The sequence below is a fragment of the Cryobacterium sinapicolor genome (assembly GCF_004403465.1).
GTDB classification, from domain to species: domain Bacteria; phylum Actinomycetota; class Actinomycetes; order Actinomycetales; family Microbacteriaceae; genus Cryobacterium; species Cryobacterium sinapicolor.
This window is the reverse complement of record NZ_SOGQ01000034.1, coordinates 44,621-64,543: the sequence shown is the minus strand read 5'-3', so window position 1 is coordinate 64,543 and position 19,923 is coordinate 44,621. Positions and strand designations below refer to the sequence as shown.

19 protein-coding genes are annotated in these 19,923 nt (G+C 65.3%); 12 read left to right on the top strand and 7 right to left on the bottom strand.

Annotation, left to right across the window (positions count from 1 at the left end; genetic code table 11):
- The first annotated feature begins 79 nt into the window (after window positions 1-79).
- Window positions 80-922, top strand: a complete 843-nt coding sequence (locus E3T28_RS07500) for a biotin--[acetyl-CoA-carboxylase] ligase (RefSeq protein ID WP_134429430.1) — start codon at window positions 80-82, stop codon at window positions 920-922.
- A gap of 6 nt (window positions 923-928) precedes the next feature.
- Window positions 929-1,486, top strand: a complete 558-nt coding sequence (locus E3T28_RS07495) for a PH domain-containing protein (RefSeq protein ID WP_241979222.1) — start codon at window positions 929-931, stop codon at window positions 1,484-1,486.
- Here E3T28_RS07495 and E3T28_RS07490 read toward each other — a convergent pair.
- Window positions 1,445-1,969 (bottom strand): GtrA family protein, encoded by a 525-nt coding sequence (locus E3T28_RS07490; protein ID WP_134429428.1) that lies wholly within the window; start codon window positions 1,967-1,969, stop codon window positions 1,445-1,447. The genes E3T28_RS07495 and E3T28_RS07490 overlap by 42 nt on opposite strands.
- 121 nt (window positions 1,970-2,090) lie before the next feature.
- On the opposite strand from E3T28_RS07490, the gene E3T28_RS07485 reads away from it, so the two are divergent.
- From E3T28_RS07485 to E3T28_RS07475, 3 genes are all read left to right on the top strand, one after another.
- A complete protein-coding gene (locus E3T28_RS07485; protein WP_134429426.1) occupies window positions 2,091-3,227 on the top strand; it encodes a 5-(carboxyamino)imidazole ribonucleotide synthase in 1,137 nt (378 codons plus the stop codon).
- An 87-nt stretch (window positions 3,228-3,314) separates the two neighbouring features.
- On the top strand, window positions 3,315-3,782 hold the full coding sequence (gene purE / locus E3T28_RS07480; RefSeq protein ID WP_134429548.1) for a 5-(carboxyamino)imidazole ribonucleotide mutase: 468 nt from the start codon (window positions 3,315-3,317) through the stop codon (window positions 3,780-3,782).
- Complete coding sequence (locus E3T28_RS07475) at window positions 3,779-5,143, top strand: LCP family protein (protein ID WP_241979221.1); 1,365 nt, start codon at window positions 3,779-3,781, stop codon at window positions 5,141-5,143. The genes purE and E3T28_RS07475 overlap by 4 nt, the downstream gene beginning before the upstream one ends.
- Before the next feature lie 61 nt (window positions 5,144-5,204).
- On the opposite strand, the gene E3T28_RS07470 is transcribed toward E3T28_RS07475, so the two are convergent.
- Genes E3T28_RS07470 through rfbB form a run of 3 tightly spaced genes read right to left on the bottom strand, consistent with a single transcriptional unit; the run spans window position 5,205 to window position 8,187 of the window.
- On the bottom strand, window positions 5,205-6,350 hold the full coding sequence (locus E3T28_RS07470) for a glycosyltransferase family 4 protein (RefSeq protein ID WP_134429424.1): 1,146 nt from the start codon (window positions 6,348-6,350) through the stop codon (window positions 5,205-5,207).
- On the bottom strand, window positions 6,347-7,201 hold the full coding sequence (rfbD, locus tag E3T28_RS07465; protein WP_134429423.1) for a dTDP-4-dehydrorhamnose reductase: 855 nt from the start codon (window positions 7,199-7,201) through the stop codon (window positions 6,347-6,349). Before rfbD ends, E3T28_RS07470 begins: the two co-directional genes overlap by 4 nt.
- Complete coding sequence (gene rfbB, locus E3T28_RS07460; protein ID WP_134429421.1) at window positions 7,201-8,187, bottom strand: dTDP-glucose 4,6-dehydratase; 987 nt, start codon at window positions 8,185-8,187, stop codon at window positions 7,201-7,203. Before rfbB ends, rfbD begins: the two co-directional genes overlap by 1 nt.
- A 72-nt stretch (window positions 8,188-8,259) precedes the next feature.
- Here rfbB and E3T28_RS07455 point away from each other — a divergent pair, with 72 nt between their 5' ends.
- Both E3T28_RS07455 and rfbA read left to right on the top strand, forming a co-directional pair.
- Entirely contained in the window at window positions 8,260-8,868 is a 609-nt protein-coding gene (locus E3T28_RS07455; protein WP_134429419.1) for a dTDP-4-dehydrorhamnose 3,5-epimerase family protein, read from the top strand.
- A gap of 2 nt (window positions 8,869-8,870) precedes the next feature.
- Window positions 8,871-9,740, top strand: a complete 870-nt coding sequence (gene rfbA, locus E3T28_RS07450; protein ID WP_134429417.1) for a glucose-1-phosphate thymidylyltransferase RfbA — start codon at window positions 8,871-8,873, stop codon at window positions 9,738-9,740.
- On the opposite strand, the gene E3T28_RS07445 is transcribed toward rfbA, so the two are convergent.
- Window positions 9,741-10,613, bottom strand: a complete 873-nt coding sequence (locus E3T28_RS07445; RefSeq protein WP_134429415.1) for a glycosyltransferase family 2 protein — start codon at window positions 10,611-10,613, stop codon at window positions 9,741-9,743.
- 97 nt (window positions 10,614-10,710) lie between these two features.
- Here E3T28_RS07445 and E3T28_RS07440 point away from each other — a divergent pair, with 97 nt between their 5' ends.
- Genes E3T28_RS07440 through E3T28_RS07425 form a run of 4 tightly spaced genes read left to right on the top strand, consistent with a single transcriptional unit; the run spans window position 10,711 to window position 15,295 of the window.
- Entirely contained in the window at window positions 10,711-12,051 is a 1,341-nt protein-coding gene (locus E3T28_RS07440) for a rhamnosyltransferase WsaF family glycosyltransferase (RefSeq protein WP_135102704.1), read from the top strand.
- The gene (locus E3T28_RS07435; protein WP_134429411.1) at window positions 12,044-12,973 is read left to right on the top strand and encodes an NAD-dependent epimerase/dehydratase family protein; all 930 of its coding nucleotides are present in this window, start codon (window positions 12,044-12,046) and stop codon (window positions 12,971-12,973) included. The genes E3T28_RS07440 and E3T28_RS07435 overlap by 8 nt, the downstream gene beginning before the upstream one ends.
- Window positions 12,966-13,955 carry a glycosyltransferase family 2 protein gene (locus tag E3T28_RS07430; RefSeq protein WP_134429409.1) on the top strand — a complete coding sequence of 330 codons (990 nt, stop codon included), beginning with the start codon at window positions 12,966-12,968 and terminating at the stop codon, window positions 13,953-13,955. Before E3T28_RS07435 ends, E3T28_RS07430 begins: the two co-directional genes overlap by 8 nt.
- 44 nt (window positions 13,956-13,999) lie before the next feature.
- Entirely contained in the window at window positions 14,000-15,295 is a 1,296-nt protein-coding gene (locus E3T28_RS07425; RefSeq protein WP_134429407.1) for a glycosyltransferase family 4 protein, read from the top strand.
- Here the strand turns inward: E3T28_RS07425 and E3T28_RS07420 are convergent.
- Window positions 15,292-16,518 carry an ABC transporter ATP-binding protein gene (locus E3T28_RS07420; protein WP_134429405.1) on the bottom strand — a complete coding sequence of 409 codons (1,227 nt, stop codon included), beginning with the start codon at window positions 16,516-16,518 and terminating at the stop codon, window positions 15,292-15,294. The two genes, E3T28_RS07425 and E3T28_RS07420, sit on opposite strands and share 4 nt — an antisense overlap.
- Before the next feature lie 4 nt (window positions 16,519-16,522).
- Window positions 16,523-17,443: an ABC transporter permease gene (locus E3T28_RS07415; protein WP_134429403.1), complete on the bottom strand. Its 921-nt coding sequence runs from the start codon at window positions 17,441-17,443 to the stop codon at window positions 16,523-16,525.
- Between the two features lie 203 nt (window positions 17,444-17,646).
- Here E3T28_RS07415 and E3T28_RS07410 point away from each other — a divergent pair, with 203 nt between their 5' ends.
- The gene (locus tag E3T28_RS07410) at window positions 17,647-19,908 is read left to right on the top strand and encodes a hypothetical protein (RefSeq protein WP_134429401.1); all 2,262 of its coding nucleotides are present in this window, start codon (window positions 17,647-17,649) and stop codon (window positions 19,906-19,908) included.
- The last annotated feature ends 15 nt before the right edge of the window (window positions 19,909-19,923 follow it).

Here is a 19,923-nt window from a genome sequence, read left to right as displayed (position 1 = left end):
CTCGGTTTCGAGCCGGGATTGTGTCATTTGAGCCGCCATTCGGGAGAATTACAGGAGTTAGCCACAGGGAGAGTGCCAGATGGAGTTTCCGCTCAGCCGCGAGGTCGTGCCACGTTTCGAATACCTGGCCGAGACCGGGTCGACGAACGACGTTCTCGTCGGCCACGCGGTGGGTGAGGATGCCGCAGCCTGGCCCGAACTGTCGACGGTCGTCACCGACAACCAGACTCGCGGTCGCGGCCGACTGGGCCGCACCTGGCTCGCCCCCACCGGCAAGTCGCTCGCCATCTCGGTGCTGCTCCGACCGCGGGTGGGCGCGGCCCCGCTCCCGATCGACCACTACGGCTGGTTCCCCCTTCTCGCGGGGGCGGCGATGACCCGGGCCGTGCGCGCGGTCGTCGAGGCGAGCCTGGCGGCCCGGGCGAACGAGCCCGGCGAGGCGGCCCCCCGGCACGAGGTCACCCTGAAGTGGCCCAACGACGTGCTGATCGACGGCTACAAGGTGTCGGGCATCCTCTCGGAACTGCTGCCCGACGCGCAGGGACTGGTCATCGGCGCCGGCCTGAACGTTTCCCTCGACGAGCACGACCTGCCCACGCTGACGTCGACGTCGCTGCTGCTGGTGACCGGTTCTGCGCCCGATCCGGATGCCGTGCTCGCCCGCTACCTCACCGAACTACGGCAGCTCACCCGGGCCTTCCTCGACGCGGAGGGTGACCCGGTGCGGAGCGGGCTGCTGCACGCGGTGACCGAGCTGTGCGCCACGATCGGCGGGGTCGTGCGGGTGGAACTGCCCGGCGGCACCGACCTCGTGGGCACCGCGATCGCTCTCGACGTCAGCGGCCGGCTCATCGTCGAAGACCAGGCGAACGGAGAACCGCAGGCCGTCGCAGCCGGGGATGTCACCCACCTGCGGTATTAATGGGTTATGACAAAGACAGCGGGCTTCGGTACGGCCGAGGTGCTTCCCCCGGCCGAATCGGTCGTGGCCGGGCTTCGCCCGCACGCCCGGATCCTGTTCTGGCCCACTCTGGCCTTACTGGCCATTGTCGGCGCCGCCGGGTATTTCTACGGCTCGCTGCCGGAGCCGTGGGAGAACCTGGCGCTGCTGGCCGCCGCAGCCGCCCTCGTGCTGCTGCTCTGGCTGCTGCCGCTGGCCTCGTGGCTGAACAACCGCTATACGATCACGACCCGGCGCATCATCTTTCGGCACGGGTTCTTCGTGCGCACCCGCCAGGAACTTCTGCACAGCCGCGGCTACGACGTGACCGTACGCCAGAACTGGCTGCAGTCGCTGGCCCACTCGGGTGACGTGCTGATCAATGCCGGACTGGAGCATCCGCTCGTGTTGAAAGACGTGCCTGACGCCGCCCTCGTGCAGCAGGTGCTGCACGACCAGATGGAGTCCTCGCGCACCCTGATGGGCTCGCGCCGCCAGGAGCAGTCAGCTCTCGCCGACGAGACCGCGCACTGGGGATCCCGCTAGACGGCCCCGGCCGGCCTTTGCCTCGGCCGCGCGCCGCGGGGAGAACACCCAGTGCCGGTAGAGCACGAAGCGGAAAGCCGAACCCAGCCCCAGGCCGATCACGTTCGAGGAGATGTTGTCGGCGAGCAGGCTGGTGTAGCCGAGCCCGTAGCGGCTGACCCAGAGGCAGGCGAGGCCGATGGCCATGCCGATCAGGCTGACGGCGAAGAACTCGGCCGCCTCGCGCAGGGTGCGGGACTGGCGGTTCGACCCGAAGGTCCAGAAGCGGTTGCCGATCCAGTTCACGATGATGGCCAGTGTGGTCGACACAACCTTGGCGTAGATCGGTCCGGCCTCCAGCACGGCAGGGTCAAAGACCGTGGTGCGCAGCAGGTTGAAGACCGTGAAGTCGACGGCGAAGCCGACCAGGCCGACAGCTCCGAACTTGCCGAGCTGACTGGCGAAGGCCAGGAGCCGTGCTGATCGGCGCTGTGTACTCGGCATGCATCCCTCCGGATGATGGGCAAAGATAGAAGACGAGAACCCGAGTCTACGGCGAGGCCCAGCGTGCTGCCTGAGAGAACCCGTATCGGGGAATGAACGGTGTCAAGGAGTTGGTGGAGCGATGAATACGACTGTGGGTGTGATCGGCGGCGGACAGCTGGCCAGGATGATGATTCCGGCGGCCGTCAACCTGGGCATCCGGATCCGGGTGCTGGCCGAGAACGAGGGCATGTCGGCCGACCTGGCCGCGGTGCAGGTGGGCGACTACCGCGACCGGGACGTGGTGCTGGCCTTCGCCGAGACCGTCGACGTCGTCACGTTCGACCACGAGCACGTGCCGCAGGAGATCCTGCGTGAGCTTGTGGCCAGGGGCGTGGCCGTGCACCCGGGCCCCGACGCGCTGCTGTATGCCCAGGACAAGCTGTTGATGCGTCAGCGCCTGAGCGAGCTGGGTCTGCCGGTGCCGGACTGGGCGCGGGTTGAGAACGCCGCCGAGCTGGGCGTGTTCCTGGCCGCCCATAACGGTCGCGCGGTCGTCAAGACGGCCCGCGGCGGCTACGACGGCAAGGGGGTGCGACTGGTCACCCACGAGCACGAGGCGGATGACTGGTTCGCCGCGCTCGCCGAAGACGGCAATGACGGCGCCCTCCTGGTGGAGGAGCTCGTCGAGTTTCGCCGGGAGCTCGCCCAGCTGGTCGCGCGCCGTCCGTCCGGCCAGATCGCGCTGTGGCCCGTGGTCGAGACCGTGCAGCAGGGTGGCGTCTGCTCCGAGGTCATCGCTCCGGCGCCCCAGTCCGAGGGTCGACTGGCCGATGCGGCGGCCGACATAGCCGTGCGCATCGTCGAGGGCATCGGCGCCACCGGCATGCTGGCCGTCGAACTGTTCGAGACGACGGATGAGCGCATCCTGGTCAACGAGTTGGCGATGCGCCCGCACAACAGCGGCCACTGGTCGATCGAAGGGTCGACGACGAGCCAGTTCGAGCAGCATCTCCGGGCCGTGCTCGACCTTCCTCTCGGGGCGACCGACGCCAGGGACCCGTGGACCGTCATGGTCAACATTCTCGGCGGGCCGGCGTCGGAGACCCTCTCGTCCCGCTACCCGGCCGCGTTCGAGGCCTTTCCGACAGCCAAGGTGCACACCTACGGCAAGGACCCCCGACCGGGGCGCAAGGTCGGCCATGTGACCGTCGGTGGGGACGATTTGGACCTCGTCGCCTACCAGGCGCGGGCCGCAGCGGCTGTTTTTCAGGACTGACCAAATAGGATCGACTGCGTGACAGACAACCCTGTGCCCGAGACCGCTCCGCGCGGCGCCACCCCGACGCCGCTTGTGGGCGTCGTGATGGGCTCCGATTCCGACTGGCCGGTGATGAGCGACGCCGCCCAGCTGCTGCGCGACTTCGGCGTGCCCTTCGAGGTGCAGGTCATCTCGGCGCACCGCACCCCCGAGAAGATGATCGCCTACGGCCAGAGCGCCCACGCGCGCGGCCTCCGGGTGATCATCGCCGGCGCCGGAGGGGCTGCCCACCTGCCCGGCATGCTCGCGGCCGTGACCACCCTGCCGGTGGTAGGCGTGCCCGTGCCGCTCGGCCGACTCGACGGCCTGGACTCGCTCCTGTCGATCGTGCAGATGCCGGCCGGGGTTCCCGTGGCCACCGTTTCCATCGGCGGCGCACGCAACGCGGCTCTCATCGCCGTCAAGGTTCTCGCCATCGCCGACGACACCCTCCGGGTGAAGCTGCTCGGCTACATGGAGATGCTCGCCGCCCAGGTCGAGCAGAAGAACCTGGACCTCCAAGACAGATTATGAGTAGTGCACGTACGCCGATCCGGCATCCGGATGTCGGGTCCGCCCCGGTCATGACCAAGCGAGCCTGGTGGCTCGTCGTGCTCAATTTCGTGCTGCCCGGCTCCGCTCAGGTGCTGGCCGGCAGCCGTCGGCTCGGCCGGTTCGGCCTCCGCCTGACGCTCACACTGCTCACCCTCGCGGTGGTCGCCGGGGTTGTCTACGTGCTCTGGCCTGCCGTCGTCCTGACCGTGTTCACGAACTCGATCGGCCTGTGGGCGGTAGCGCTCCTGCTGGCCTTCTCCGGCGTGGTCTGGCTGATCCTGTCTCTGGACACCCTGCGCCTGGTGCGCCTCGTTCGCGCCACCCCCAAGGCCCGGCCGATCATCGCCGGCTTCGCGACGGTGTTGATGGTGGGCGTGGTCGGCACGGCCGGGTACGGTGCCTACGTGGCCACGACGGCCAGCGGGTTCCTGTCCTCGGTCTTCGTGGCCGGCCCGACCGAGCCGCCCTCCGACGGCCGCTACAACATCCTGCTGCTCGGCGGCGACGCCGGCCCTGACCGGGAGGGCCTGCGCCCCGACAGCATCTCCGTGGTCAGCATCGACGCCGAGACCGGCCAGGCCAGCATGATCGGCCTGCCGCGCAACCTCGAGGACGTGCCGTTCCCGGCCGACTCGCCGTTGGCATCCGTCTACCCGGAGGGGTACGGCTCGATCGACGGCTGCGAGGTCTCTGCCTGCATGCTCAACTCGATCTACACCGAGGTCGAGCTGAAGAGCCCGGAGATGTATCCGGACGCCGTCGATCAGGGCAGCGAACCGGGCATCGAGGGCATGCGCGACGCGGCCGAGGGAGTGACCGGCCTGACGATCCAGTACTACGTGCTGATCGACATGCAGGGCTTCTCCGAGTTGATCGACGCCCTCGGCGGCGTCGACATCAACGTCGACCACCGCGTCCCGGTGCACACCGACGAGACGTTCTCCGAGGTGGCCTTCTGGTTCGAGCCCGGCATGCAGCACATGGACGGGTTCCACGCCCTCTGGTACGCACGCTCACGCCACGACACGAGCGACTACGACCGGATGGTGCGGCAGCGGCAGGTTCAGGAGGCGATCCTGCAGCAGGCGAGCCCCGCCAACGTGCTGACGAAGTTCCAGGCGATCGCCACCGCCGGGAGCCAGGTCGTGAAGACCGACATCCCCCAGGGTATGCTCGGCTATTTCGTGGACCTGGCATCGAAGACGAAGGCGCTGCCGATCCAGTCCGTGGAGCTGGTGCCGGAGAACGACATCGACCCGGAGGACCCCGACTACGACGTCATCCGCAGCCTGATCGAGACCGCCCTGGCTCCGCCGCCCACGGCGGAACCGGCCTCGTAAAGCCGGTCGAGTCTGGTGCAGGGCGAGGTCGAGGTTCGGGGCCGGCAGGACCGGCCCCGGCCTACAGGTCCGCGTGCAGCAGCCAGATGCGCTCGGCGGAATCGCGCCAGGTGAAGGCCGAGGCGCGGTCGGTGCCGCAGATGCGCAGACGGCTGGCCAGTGTGGTGTCGGACAGCACCTGGGTCACGGCCGCGGCCAGACGCTCGGGGTACCCGGCGGCATCCGCACGCTCGACGACCAGCCCCGCATCGCCGGCGGCCTCGATCAGGGCAGGCGCGTCCGAGTGCACCACGGGGGTGCCGAGGTGGAACGCCTGGATCATCGGGCCGGCGAAGCCCTCTTCCAGACTGGGGTAGACGAACACGGACGCCCGTGAGATGACCACGGCCAGTTCCTCGTCGGTCAGCCCGTTGAGAGCCCGCACCCGGCCGAACGGGAGCCCGGCCTCGTCGGCCACGGCGGCCAGTTCGAGTTCGCCCCAGGAGGCCGGTCCCAGGACGATCAGTGGAAGGTCCGGGGCTCCCGGCAGGCCGAGGCCCGTGACCAGCGCCGTGAGGGCCTTGCGCGGCTCCAGCGTTCCGACGGCGACGATGTACTCGTTCGGCAGTGTCAGGCGTTCGGCGATGATCTCCGTCGCGGAGGAGTTCGACGGCAGGCGGAGGCCGCTGCCGATGCCGCCGCCGATCACGCGCACCCGGTCGCCGAGGTCGACGATGCCCGCGAGCTGGTGGGCCACGGCGTGGCTGGGCACCACGATCGCATCCGCGTACTTGCGGGCGCGTTTCACCATGACCTTCGTCCACGCGACGGTGGCCGGGGTGAGGGCCTCCGGATGCGTCCAGGCCAGCACGTCGTGAATAGTGACGGTCATCTGGGTGCCGTCCTTGACGATGCTGTGCCGGTGCAGGGGCGCCAGCAGAGACGGGGCGTGGATCATGCCTGACCCGGAGCTGTTGACGATGCCCAATTGCCAGGCCGCCGTGAGTTCGCGGCGGGGGAGCGTCGTCTTGTGCAGGCCGGCCAGGCCCGGGAGGGAGGCCTCGATCCGCGCGTAGTCCTCAGCCGACGAGGCCGACACGATTCCTCCAACGTCGCACTCGGCCGGAGCCGCAGCGATCAGGGCCCGGGTCAGTTCTTCGGTGTACCGACCCATGCCGCCCGGAACCGGTGCGCTCATCCGGTCCAGGACGACTTTCAGTGTGGTCATCGGTCCGCGAAGATCCCCTGCTCGGAGGCCACGGCCAGAGCCTCGCGCCAGTCGCGGATGGGGGACAGCCCGGCAGCGGCCCAGGCGTCGTGGCCGAGCACCGAATACGAGGGCCGGGGAGCCGGGCGCACGAACTGCGAGCTGTCGGTCGGGGTGACCCGTTCCGGGTTCAGGGCCGCGGCTGCGAACACAGCCTGAGCGAAGCCGAACCAGCTCGTCACGCCCGAACTGGTGCCGTGATAGATGCCGGCGGGCGCGTCGGAATCGAGCAGGGCGACGATCTGTGCGGCCAGGTCGGCAGTCCAGGTGGGCTGGCCGACCTGGTCGTCGACGACGCTGAGGGTGTCGCGGGCGGCGGCGAGCTTCAGCATGGTCTTGGGGAAGTTCGGGCCGTGCTCCCCGTAGAGCCAGGCCGTGCGCACGATGTAGCTGCCCGCCGGGTGCTCCGCCAGCACGAACGCCTCGCCCGCGGCCTTGGTGCGGCCGTAGGCGGAGATCGGGTTGAGCGGGGTGTCCTCGGAGTAGGGATCGGTGGCGCTGCCGTCGAACACGTAGTCGGTCGAGACCTGCACGAGCTTCGCCCCGGCAGCGGATGCGGCGAGCGCCAGGTTGTGCGGACCGGTCGCGTTGATCGCGTACGCGGCATCCTCGTTCGTCTCGGCGTCGTCCACCTTGGTGTAGGCGGCGGCGTTGATGATGACGTCATAGCCGACGACTCCGGCCAGAACCGCGGCCCGGTCGGTGATGTCCAGCTCGGTGCGGTCGGACGCCGTGACGTCGCGGCCGGCGAGCGCCGCCTGCAGGTCGCGGCCGAGCATCCCGGCCGCGCCGGTGATCAGGTAGCGGGTCATCAGTTCAATTCCGCACGGGCCTTGAGGGGTTCCCACCAGCTGCGGTTGTCCCGGTACCACTGCACCACGTCCGCGAGTCCCTGAGTGAACGGAACGAGCGGTGCGTAGCCGAGTTCGGCCTGGATCTTGGAGATGTCCACGGAGTAGCGCAGGTCGTGCCCGAGGCGGTCGGCGACCCGGTCCACATAGGACCAGTCCTTGCCGGTGGAGTCGAGGAGCATCTGCGTGAGCTCCTTGTTGGTCAGCTCGGTGCCGCCGCCGATGTTGTAGATCTCACCCGCGCGGCCGCCGACGAGCACCATCGCGATGGCGCGGGTGTGGTCGTCCACGTGCAGCCAGTCACGGATGTTGTTGCCCTCGCCGTAGAGGGGAACATGTTTGTCGTCGATCAGGTTGGAGACGAACAGCGGGATGACCTTCTCGGGGAAGTGGTACGGCCCGTAGTTGTTTGAGCACCGCGTGATCGAGATGTTCAGACCGTGCGTGCGGTGGTAGCTGCGGGCGAGCAGGTCGCTGCCGGCCTTCGAGGCGGAGTAGGGGGAGTTCGGCTCGAGCGCGCGCTCCTCGTTCCACGAACCCTCGGCGATGGACCCGTAGACCTCGTCGGTGGAGACGTGCACGAACCGGGCCAGGTCATGCCGGAGCGCCGCGTCGAGCAGCTGCTGGGTGCCGAGCACGTTCGTCTCGACGAAGATCGACGCGTCGCGCACCGAGCGGTCCACGTGGGATTCGGCGGCGAAGTGCACCACGGCGTCGAGGGACGGGAAGAGCTCGTCGAGCAGCGCGGCGTCACGGATGTCTCCGTGCACGAACGAGTACCGCGGGGACCCGGCGACGGGGGCCAGGTTCTCGAGGTTGCCCGAGTAGGTGAGGGCGTCGAGTACGACGACCTCGGCTCCTTCGAGGCCGGGGTAGGCGTCTTCGAGGGTGCGCCGAACGAAGTTCGAGCCGATGAAACCGGCTCCGCCGGTGACGAGGATCTTCATATGGAGGTAACCGTTCCGTTTGATGAAAGTGCCCCCGCGATTCTACCGGTAAGCGCTTGGTAGGCTTAGTCGGTGAAGATCCGCGAACTCTCCATCCCCGATTCCTACGAAATCACTCCGAAGCAGTTCGGAGACGACCGGGGAGTCTTCCTCGAGTGGTATCGCTTCGACCGTCTCGAGGAGACGATCGGGCACAGCCTCAAGATCGCCCAGGCCAACACGTCGGTGTCCAAGCGCGGTTCCGTGCGCGGCATCCACTTCGCCGATATCCCACCCAGCCAGGCCAAGTACGTCACCGCGACGCACGGCGCCGTGCTTGACTACGTGATCGACATCCGGGTCGGCTCGCCGACCTTCGGCCAGTGGGACAGCGTCCTACTTGACGACATGGATCGCCGAGCGATCTACATCGCCGAGGGTCTCGGCCACTGTTTCGTGGCACTCACCGACGATGCCACGGTCAGCTACCTCGTCACCGCGCCCTTCAACCCGGGACGCGAACACGGCATCAACCCGCTTGACTCGGACATCGGCCTGGTCTTCCCGCCCGAGGCCGGCGAGCTTCTCCTGTCCCCGAAGGACACGGATGCCCCGAGCCTGACCGAAGCCGCCGCCAGCGGTCAGCTGCCCACCTGGGCCGACGCTCGGGCGTTCTACACCTCCCTAAACGAAGGAAAGTAACAATGCGCGGAATCATCCTCGCCGGCGGTTCCGGCACCCGACTGTGGCCCATCACCAAGGCCATCTCCAAGCAGCTGATGCCCATCTACGACAAGCCGATGATCTACTACCCTCTGTCGACGCTGATGATGGCGGACATAAACGAGATCCTGATCATCACCACGCCCGAGTACAACGACCAGTTCCGGGCGCTGCTCGGCGACGGGTCTCACCTCGGCCTCAGGATCGAGTACGCCTCGCAGCCGTCGCCGGACGGCCTCGCCCAGGCGTTCATCATCGGCGAGGAATTCATCGGGGACCAAAGCGTCGCTCTCGTGCTCGGCGACAACATCTTCCACGGCGCCGGCCTGGGATCGGCCCTGCGCGGCAACGCCGACCTGGTGGGAGCCCGGATCTTCGCCTACCACGTGAGCAACCCCAACGCCTATGGGGTGGTGGAGTTCGACGGCAGCATGACCGCGCTGTCGATCGAGGAGAAGCCGACGAAGCCGAAGAGCAACTACGCGGTTCCCGGCCTCTACTTCTACGACAATTCGGTCGTCGAGATCGCGAAGACCATCGAGCCCAGTGCGCGCGGCGAACTCGAGATCAGCACCGTCAACGAGCGCTACCTCGCCCAGGGCAACCTGCACGTTCAGGTTCTCGACCGCGGCACGGCGTGGCTCGACACCGGCACGTTCGAGTCGATGATGCAGGCGTCCGAGTACGTGCGCGTGATCGAAGACCGCCAGGGCTTCAAGGTCGGCTGCATCGAGGAGATCGCCTGGCGGGCCGGCTGGATCTCAAATTCCGACCTCGAGGCGCTGGCGGAGCCGCTCCAGAAAAGCGGATACGGGCGTTATCTGACCGGGCTCATCGCCGCGAACGACTGATTAGCCGAGCCGGCCGGTGCGGGCCAAGACGTGGGCCCGCACCGTCAAGCCGAGCTTCAGCGCCCAGCGAACCGGAGCCAGATAGGGAGCAGAGTATTTCTTCTCGAGGTATCGGTACGCGCTGTCATGGTGGGCGCGCACCATCTTGCCGGACTCGGTGCTGGTCGAGTGCGCACCGGTGTGAACGACCGATGCTTCGGGCGTGTAGACGTTCTTCCACCCTGCCTTTCCCAGCCGGTAGCCCAGATCGACGTCTTCGAAGTACATGAAGAACCCCTCGTCGAAACCGTTCAGCTCCTCGAACGCGGTGCGACGAACGAGGAGGCAGGAACCGGACAGCCAGCCAACCGGGCGGCGCACGTCGGAACCCTCGCTCTCGGCACGATACGACCGACTCCACGGGTTGGCTGGCCAGATGCGTGCGAAGAGCGCGTGCCCCACTCCGTTTCGGAGCGAGGGAAGCTCTCGTCCGGACGGATACGTGGTGCCGTCGGCGTTGAGCACTCTCGGTCCGACCGAGCCGACGAGAGGATCGGCCGCAAGCTCTGCGAGCAGCGCGCTGGTTGCGCCATGGCCGAGCTCGACGTCCGGATTCGAGATCAGGATCGAGGTGACGTGTCTCGGCAGAGACGCGATCGCTGCGTTGATGGCACCGCCATAGCCTCGATTCTCACCCAGTGGCAGAAGGCGTGCACCTTGCAACTGGACAATGAGACTTATGGCCTCGAGGTCTGATGAGTGATTGTCGGCCACGATCACGGTGAGCTGGTGGTCTTCGCTGGTGCGCACCGAGTCGAGGAATTTCGGCAGGTGGGAACTCGAATTGTAGGTGACTGTGACCACAACCGTGGATTCGAGGGGAGTGCTAGACATCAGGGTCAAGCATACCCAGTGCCGTGTTGCCCCGGGTCGCCGCGTCCGACAGGCGGGTTCCGACCCGGCCCGGGCCGGTTGATAGAGTGATCCAGACATGTCTATACCTACTAATACCGATCCGATGCCGACCCACAAGGGGATCTCTGTGTTCCACCGGAGTATGCGCATCATCCGCGAGCAGGGTCCTCGAGTTTTTGTAGGAAAGGCGCTGCACATCGCCCTTCGTCCAGCGCGAGTTCTGCGTGCGGAGGGCGCGCGTGTATTCATCGTGCGGAGCCTGACGAAGGCCAGCTCGGTGATCGCGCGACACGAGGCCATCATGCTCGTCGCGAATGAGGATGCGGCGGAGCTGGATTGGACCCAGTCCCCGCACTGGCGAGTCTCGCCGACCGTGGTCGACGAAGGCCCAGTAGACATCGCCTGGATCATGTCGCCTCCCGGGCTCGAGAGCGGGGGGCACCAGAACCTGTTCCGGTTCATCGACATCGCCGAGAAAGCCGGGCACCGCTGCTCGATCTATCTCTACACGACGAGTGCCGCCGCCGTGAGCATCCCCGACATCCGCGCGATGCTGAAGTCTGCCGGGGCATACCCGGAAGTAGCGGCCCGCATCACGATGTACGACCGCGAGCAGGGCGTTGACGCAAGCACCCAGGCCCTCTTCGCCACCGGATGGGAGACGGCCTACCCTGCCTATCTTGACAAGTCCGATGCTCGCCGGTTCTATTTCGTGCAGGACTATGAGGCCAGCTTCTACCCGCTTGGCACCGAGTCCCTGCTGGCTGGCAACACCTACAAATTCGGCTTTCACGGCATCACCGCCGGTGGGTGGCTGGCCCACAAGCTCGCCACCGAATATGGCATGACCACGGACCATTTCGATTTCGCAGTGGACAAGACTCACTACAGCGTCACAAACGTCGGACGTCGCAACGAGGTCTTCTTCTACGCTAGGCCCGTCACGCCGCGCCGCGCGTTCGAATTCGGGTTGCTCGCCCTGGCTGAGTTCGCCAGGCTCAAACCCGAGGTGCGCATCAACCTCGCCGGCTGGGACGTGTCCAACTGGAATATCCCGTTTGAGTACACGAACCTCTCGAGCCTCGACATCTCCGAACTCAACGCCGTGTACAACCGCTGCGCCGCGGGTCTCGTGATGTCGCTGTCCAATATGTCCCTGTTGCCGTTGGAACTGCTCTCGAGCGGTGTCACTCCGGTCGTCAACGATGGCCCGAACAACCGGATGGTCTCGGACAACCCCTTCATCGAATACGTGCCGGCCTCGCCACTGGCCATCGCGCGCAAAATGGCCGAAGTATTCGACCACCCCGATGCGGTCGCACGATCGATCGCCATGTCGGAGTCGGTAGCTCAGGTCAACTGGTCGGATTCCGGCGTGCAATTCCTCGCGGCGTTCGAAGGGGCTATGCGTGGCTAATACAGTCGTTATCGGCGCCAATGGCTTCATCGGATCCCATCTTGTAGATTCACTCGCCGCTGCCGGGCATACCGTCACCGCCTTCGACCGGTTCAGTTCCCTGAAACCGACATTTACGGCCCCGGGCGTGCGGGTGCAGCAGGGGGAGTTCCTCAGCCGCTCCGATCTCGAAGGCGCCGTTAGCGGTCAAGATTACGTCTTCCACTTCCTTTCGACCACGAGCCCAGCGACCGCCGAGAGCGATCCGACCCTGGACATCCGCACCAATGTCGCCCAGACGGTTGAGCTGCTCGAGTCGGCCGCGACTTCGGGGATCAAACGGTTCTACTTCGCCTCGACCGGCGGTGCCATCTACGGACCGCAGTGCAAGGCAGAGTACTCGGAGATCGACCGGGCACTGCCGATTTCCCCGTACGGGATCGGCAAGCTGTCGATCGAGCACTACCTGCACTACTTCAAGGCCAAACATGGACTCGAGTCCACTGCCTTGCGCATTTCAAACCCCTACGGAACGCGCCAGAAGCCCAACAAGAAGCAGGGCCTGATCCCGATCGCACTCCGACAGATTTCCTTGGGGCGACCGGTGATCCGGCTGGGCAACGGGTCGATGGTGCGCGACTACGTCTATGTGGAGGATCTTGTTCGGATGGTGACGCCTATGGTGGGCGTGGACACCGAATTCGACCTTTACAATTTGGGCAGCGGCATCGGCTATTCGGTGTCCGACATCATCAACTCACTGCGCCGCGTGACCGGCATCGACTTCACCGTTGAGGAACGACCGGCCCCGCCCACGTTCGTCGACCGCGTCGTTCTCGACACCGAACGCTACCGCTCGGAGTTCGGTACGGCGAATATGACCGAGCTCGACGAGGGCGTCAGGCTGACCTATGAAGAGATCCGAGACCACCCGAATGAGTGATGAGAACGCTGTAACCCCGACCCGTGCGACGGTCGCGATCCTCACCTACAACGGTGAGGCCTACCTCGAACGCATCCTGACGGAAGTCCTGGGCCAGGAGCTGGACGGCGCGTTCGAGGTGCTCGTGATCGATTCAGGATCGACGGATTCAACCCTCGACATCGTGCGCCGATTCTCCTCGGTGCGCCTGCACGAGATCCCGAACTCGGAGTTCGGCCACGGAAAGACCCGTAACCTCGCCGCCCAGCTGGCGACCGGCGAGTTCGTGGCGTATCTGACCCACGATGCCATCCCCGCCTCCCGCCAGTGGCTGCGCGAGTTGCTCGAACCGTTCCGGCTCGATAAGCGCATTGTCGCCGTGATGGGCAAGCAGATTCCCCGCTCCGGTTGTTTCCCCTTGCTCAAGTACGAGATCCAGGGTGTCTTCGCGGGCTTCGGACCGGATTGGGGCACGTCCGTGTTTTACAAGGATGCGTTCGTGCAGAGTGAGGGTGTGCTGAACGCCATCAGTTTCTACTCTGACGTCAATTCGGCCGCGCGGCGAGACTTCCTGCTCAACACCATCCCGTACCGCGATGTGCGCTACGCAGAGGACCAACTCTTCGGCAAGGACCTAATCGAGGCCGGCTATCGCAAGGCGTACGCAGGTCGAGCGGCGGTCGAGCACTCGAACGACCTCACCCTGGCCGAGTACGGCAAGCGGATCTTCGACGAGACCATCGGTCTGCGCCAGATCGGTTTCCCGATCCCACCCATGACGGGGCGAGCGCAACTTCGCCTCACCATGCGGGGTATCGCCGGCGACACGCTGCGCATTCTCCGAGACCCCGACTTCAGCTGGAAGCGCCGGTTCTTCTGGCTCGCCATGAACCCCCCCTACCAGGTGCGGAAGTGGACGAGCTACCGAGCGTCGACCCTGACGGATCTCACGGATCAGGCGGCCCTCGACTCGGGATCGCTGGAGACTGCACGCAAAATCTGAGTGCCTCTGCTCAGCACTGACCCCGCAACTTCCAAGGATATGAAATGCAGCTAAAAGGGTCGAAGATCCTGATCACCCAGGCGCACCTGCTTCGTTACATGGGCGCCGAGATCGTGACCCTGGAACTCGCAGAGTACCTCGCCGGGCAGGGCGTGGAAGTCGTCATCGCAACCCACTCCTTCGGTTACCCGATCCGTGAGGAGTTCGACCGGATCGAGGGCGTCACGGTCTTCGAGCTGTGGGATGTCGCACTCGCTGCGAACCTGGAGGCACGGCTTCCTGACCTCGCGTGGATTCAGCACTCCATCATCCCAGTGGTCGTGCTGGAACACGCCAACGAGATCCTGTTCGTGTTCCACCACATGTCATCGATTCTCCCGGCTGAGTTCACGATGGCTGCGGCCTTGGAATCGTCCTTGGCCACGGCCGTCCTGTTCGAGTCGCCGCGATCGTTGGAAATCCATCGCGGGACGGGGGTCTACGAGGATGTGGAGCCCGATCGTCTCCAGGTGATGGGCAATGCGGCGCCGGCCCGATTCGGCGAGGTGTCACCGACTCCGAGTGCTGAGCGGCGAATCACGGTGGTCTCCAACCACATCCCACCCGAACTCGTCGCTGCCTTCGGTGGACTCCGGGAACACTTCGTCCTGGACGTGATCGGTTCCCAGACCGAGCTGGGAGCCGCTCCGCGGCGGGTAACGCCGGACACCCTGGCCGGCACGGACGCGATCATCTCCATCGGCAAGACGGTGCAGTACTCGATCGTCGCCGGAGTCCCCGTGTACTGCTACGACCATTTCGGCGGACCGGGTTGGATCAGCCGGGCGAACATTGAGGAAGCGCGCTGGCAGAATTTCTCGGGCAGAGGAACCGGAACGAAGAGCACTTCGGAGATCGTCGCAGAGATCTCCGAAGGTATCGACGACGCGGTCGCGGAGGCGGCCTTGGTGCGTCGTGACTGGACGCGCGTCTACCTTCTGCCGGAACGGCTCGACGACCTGCTGGAGTTCGCCTCAGATCGGCGCAGGGCGATCGGCGACCTTACCCGTCAGCAGATTCAGGCGCACGAAAACGTTCAGGCCGCTTTCGGCTCGTATGTGCGCGAGTGGATCCGAATGCAGGCGCTCTCCGACGAGCTCAAGGACGCGTCAGCCGAACTCAACGCCACCATCGTCGAGCTGGAGACGGACATCCTGGAGCAGGAGGACAGGCTCACCTCGATGAACGAGACTCTGGACGAGCTCTATTCGAGTCGGCTCTATCGCACCCTGAACGGAATCCGGCACAGTTGGGTGAACCGGACCTTGCGGAAACTGCGTACGGTGCGTCGCGGCTTCTAGGAGAGGCCGGCGGCCCGGGCGGCTTCGATCCGTCGGATACTGGATTCGACGTCCAAACGGATCGCACCCCGGCCTACTCCGTAGTCCGCGACCTCGAACGTGGCGGCCGGGTTCACGACCTGGATCGTCGCCCCGGCCTCGTAGGCCATGCCGACGCTGACCGAGTACGACCCACCCCCGAGGTTGTGGTTCTTGAACGTCACGTTCAGCGCGTAGGTACCAGGCTCCAGCGGAAGCGTCTCGCCAAGTTCACGCGTTGTCATCCGAAAGACCACGTTGCCGACCGCGGTCTCCAGGGCGACGCCGATCAGCCAGGGGTCGATGGTTTCGAGAACCTCGTACTGCACGCTCACGTGGATGTCGGCGCGCGGAGCAATAATTCCCGCGTTGTCCTGCTCCGATGCGGTCACGCTTACCTGCGGAACGGCGACGACGTGGTGCTCGGGCCGGCCTTCGGCCTCAAGCTTCTCTTCATGCCTGACCTGCTCGTCGGAGAAACTGCCTCGGAGCACGCGCAGTGCCTGTGCCGGATCGCCGTCGTGGAGCATTTCCCCGTGCTCGAGCACGACGACCCTGTCGCAGAGTGCGCCAACCTGCTCGGCGGAGTGGCTCACCAACACGATCGTGCGGCCTTCGGCCTGGAACTGAGCGATCTTTGCCATGCACTTGCGCTGGAACGGTTCGTCTCCAACAGCAAGAACCTCATCGACGAGGAGCAGGTCAGGGTCAACGTGGACGGCGACCGCGAACGCCAGCCGCACGTACATGCCCGAACTGTAGAACTTCACCTGGGTGTCGATAAACTCCTCGATGCCGGAGAAGTCTACGATTTCGTCGAAGTACCCGTCGGTTTCGCTGCGGCTGAGGCCGAGGATGGCCGAATTGAGATAGACGTTCTCCCGGCCGGTGAGGTCCGGGTGGAAACCCGCGCCCAGCTCGAGAAGAGCGGCCATCCGGCCGCGACGGCTGACATGGCCGGTCGTGGGCTGGATGATCCCACCGACGACCTTCAGTAGGGTGCTCTTGCCTGAACCGTTGTGTCCGACAAGTCCCACGGTCGTGCCGGTTGCGATGTCGAGGGAGATGTCCTTGAGCGCCCAGAAGTCGTCCTGGTGCTTGCGCGCCCGGGTGAAGTTGAGGATGCGCTCCTTGATGGACTTGTCTTTGTGCATGACGAATCTCTTCGAAACGTCTTCCACGTGGATGATTGTCGGCGTGCTCATCGGGTCACAGCTCCTGTGCGAAATTGCCTTGAATGCGTGAGAAGATGCGCTGGCCGATCCAGAGGATCACGATGCTGATGCCCAAGGCGATCCAGAGCCGGATGGCCAGGTCGTCCGGCCAGTTCTGTGACGTGGACTCGGTGGTGCCGGCTACCCAGAACGCACGCTGCATCCCGAGCACGGCGACGGTGATCGGGTTTGCCAGATACAACTGTTCGAGCCAGTTTCCCTGCAGCTTGTCGTGCACGAACGAGAATGAGTACACAATCGGCGAAGCCCAGAAGAGGACCATGATAGCCACCTCTACGAGGTGCTGGACGTCACGCAAGTAGACGTTCAGGCCGGCGAGGAGGATGCCCAGACCTGTGGCGAAGAAAATGAGTACAGCCAGGGAGAGGGGTGCGTACAGCAGATTGAAGTCCATGGGAATCTGGCCAGCCACGATGGTGGCCAGAATTAGGATGATGAGTTGCACGCCGAAGTTGAAAAGGGCACCACCGACGCTTGCGAGCGGGAAGATCTCCCGCGGCAAGTAGATCTTCTTGATCAGGCCGGCATTGTTGGTGATGGAGGTCGTTCCGCCCTGGACGATCTCGACGAACAGCCCCCAGGTGGTGAGTCCCACGAAGACGAAAATAGCGAAGCTGGGAATGCTGCGGGCCAAGCCCAGAATCTCGCCGATGGCGAAGTAGTAGATGAGAAGCTGGGCGAGCGGACGTACCAAGCTCCAGACAATGCCGAGCGAGCTGTCTTTGTACCGCGCCTTGAGCTCGCGTCTCACGAGGAGGGACGTCAACTCGCGGCTGGCCCAGACATCCTTGATCGAGGTCCAGGTGCCGGTGACGAAGCGTGTCGACTGCCCGACCGGCTTGAGGTCTTCCATGGCAACTCGCTGTTCGCGATCGCGGGCTTGTGCCAATGACATGAACAACTCTCGATTGTGGGGGGATGGGCGAGGACGAGTCTAGGCGAAATCGTGTCGTGTTGCAGGCTCCGCATTGCCTGTGAGTCGATAGCCTTGAGGTCTGCTTACCTCCAGGGGAGTGGTGTAGGAGACGAGGGCCCGAATCTCTCGCTGCTGGGATCGCCTGGCCAACCCGGCGTCATGCCGACCAAGATGGAGATCCTGTGAGATTCAAACGCCTGACTGGGCTGACGCTGGCGGTGGCCCTCGCGGGCGCACTTTTTGTATCAGTCGCTCCGCCGCCAGCCGCCCAGGCTGCTGATGCTTCCTTCTTTGATCCGGCCTACATCATCAGCGACAACCTGTTCTTCGACGGGGCCGCCATGAGCGCGTCCCAGGTTCAGCAATTCCTCAATGAGAGGGTGCCGACGTGCCGTATCGGCTACGTCTGTCTGAAGGACTATCGACAGGACACGCCAACTCGCGCCGCGGTCTCCAACGACTGTGACGCTTATCAGGGCCAAGCCAATGAGTCGGCCGCGCAGATCATTGCCAAGGTGGGCCTTGCCTGTGGCATCAGTCAGAAAGCCATGATCGTTCTGCTCGAAAAGGAGCAGGGAATAGTCACTGACGATTGGCCGTCGGCGCGTCAGTACCGCAGTGCCACCGGCTACGGATGCCCGGACACGGCCGACTGTGATACGTCGTACTACGGCTTCTTCAACCAGGTCTACGCCGCTGCGCTGCAATTTCAGTACTACGCCAACAATCCGACCCGGTGGCGTCACGCACCGGATCGCTGGAACGCAGTGTGGTACCACCCGAATAGCTCTTGCGGAAGCAGTTCGGTATACATCAGGAATCAGGCCACGGCCGGACTCTACAACTACACGCCATACCAGCCCAACCAGGCGGGCCTCTCCAATCTCTACGGGTCCGGCGACACCTGCAGCTCCTACGGTAACCGTAATTTCTGGCGCATGTACTCGGACTGGTTCGGCTCCCCGATCGAAGGGCCCGAGACGTACATCGAACGGGCCTACCAACGGGCGGGCGGTTCAGGCGGCTACCTGGGCGCACCGACAACGAAGGTCACCAAGTACACGGCAAACGGCGGCGGGTACGTTCGCGGCTACGTGAACGGCGCCATCGCTTGGTCCACCGGTACCACCGCGTACGTCCTCACGGGCGCCATCCGCACCGCATATGGCCTGGCGGGGGGCATCACCGGGACACTCGGATGGCCGACATCCGACCCGAACAGCATCGCGGCAAACGGCGGCGGCACAGTCCAGGGTTTCCAGAAGGGGGCCATCGTGTCCTCCAAGGCCGGGTCTTGGGTCTTGTCCGGGGAGATCAGGAGCCAGCTGGCGCGAGCCGGCGGAGTCACCGGCGATCCCGGGTGGGCGACCGCCGCCCAGACCTGCGATGGTGCGGGTCTGTGCACGCAGCCCTTCACGGGCGGCACGTTCTTTGCCTCGCCCGCCGCGGGCGGCAGCTTCGTTCCGACCGCACTGCTGGGGGCCTACACGGCTGCCGGAGGCCCGGCGGGAAGCCTCGGGCTGCCGACGACTGCGCCATCGACCTTGACCGTCAACGGTGGCGGGCGCGTGCAGGGATTCGCCAAGGGTGCCATCGCCTGGTCCTCGAGCGGCGGGGCGCACGTACTCTCCGGGTCCATTCGGGACTATTACGGCACCGTCGGGGGAATCGGCGGATCCGCCGGCTGGCCGACGTCGGACCAGCTCTGCGGAGCAGCCGACTGCTCCCAGTCGTTCCAGGGTGCCAAACTCTATTGGACGACGGCGGGTCAGGGGGCGTACGTAGACGCACGGTTGGCGGGCGCTTACGACAAGCTGGGTGGCACGAGCGGGTCGACTGGGTCGCTAGGCCTTCCGACCTCCGGTGTCGTTGCCCTGTCCGCCAATGGCGGCGGTGTGGTTGAGGCATTCCAGAACGGGGCGATCGCCTGGTCCCCGAACGGTGGGGCGCACGCTCTCACCGGGGACATCCGCACCGCGTTCAATCTGGCCGGCGGCATCGATGGAATGCTGGGATGGCCCACGGGGGATCAGGTCTGTGGCGATGCCACGCGGTGCTCACAGACGTTCGTGGGCGGCACGCTGTATTGGTCGTCAACCCAAGGGGCCTCGATCGTTGGGACCGCCATCAACGGTGCCTATACGACGGCCGGTGGAACCACGGGGGTCCTGGGCTGGCCCACCAGTGGCGAGATCTTCGTCGCCGCGAACGGGGGAGGATCGGTGCAGACCTTCGAGAAGGGAGCCATCGCCGCGTCGAAGCAGTTCGGCGCGTATGCCCTTCGAGGCGAGATGCGCACGTACTACAACACCCTCGGAGGCCTGGGCGGCACACTCGGATGGCCCAAGTCAGAGATGACTTGCAACGCGGCCTCGGTGTGCACTCAGACGTTCTTTGGCGGCGTTCTCACCTGGACACCTGGAACCGGGGGTACACGGGGCTGACCTCAATCACGATCC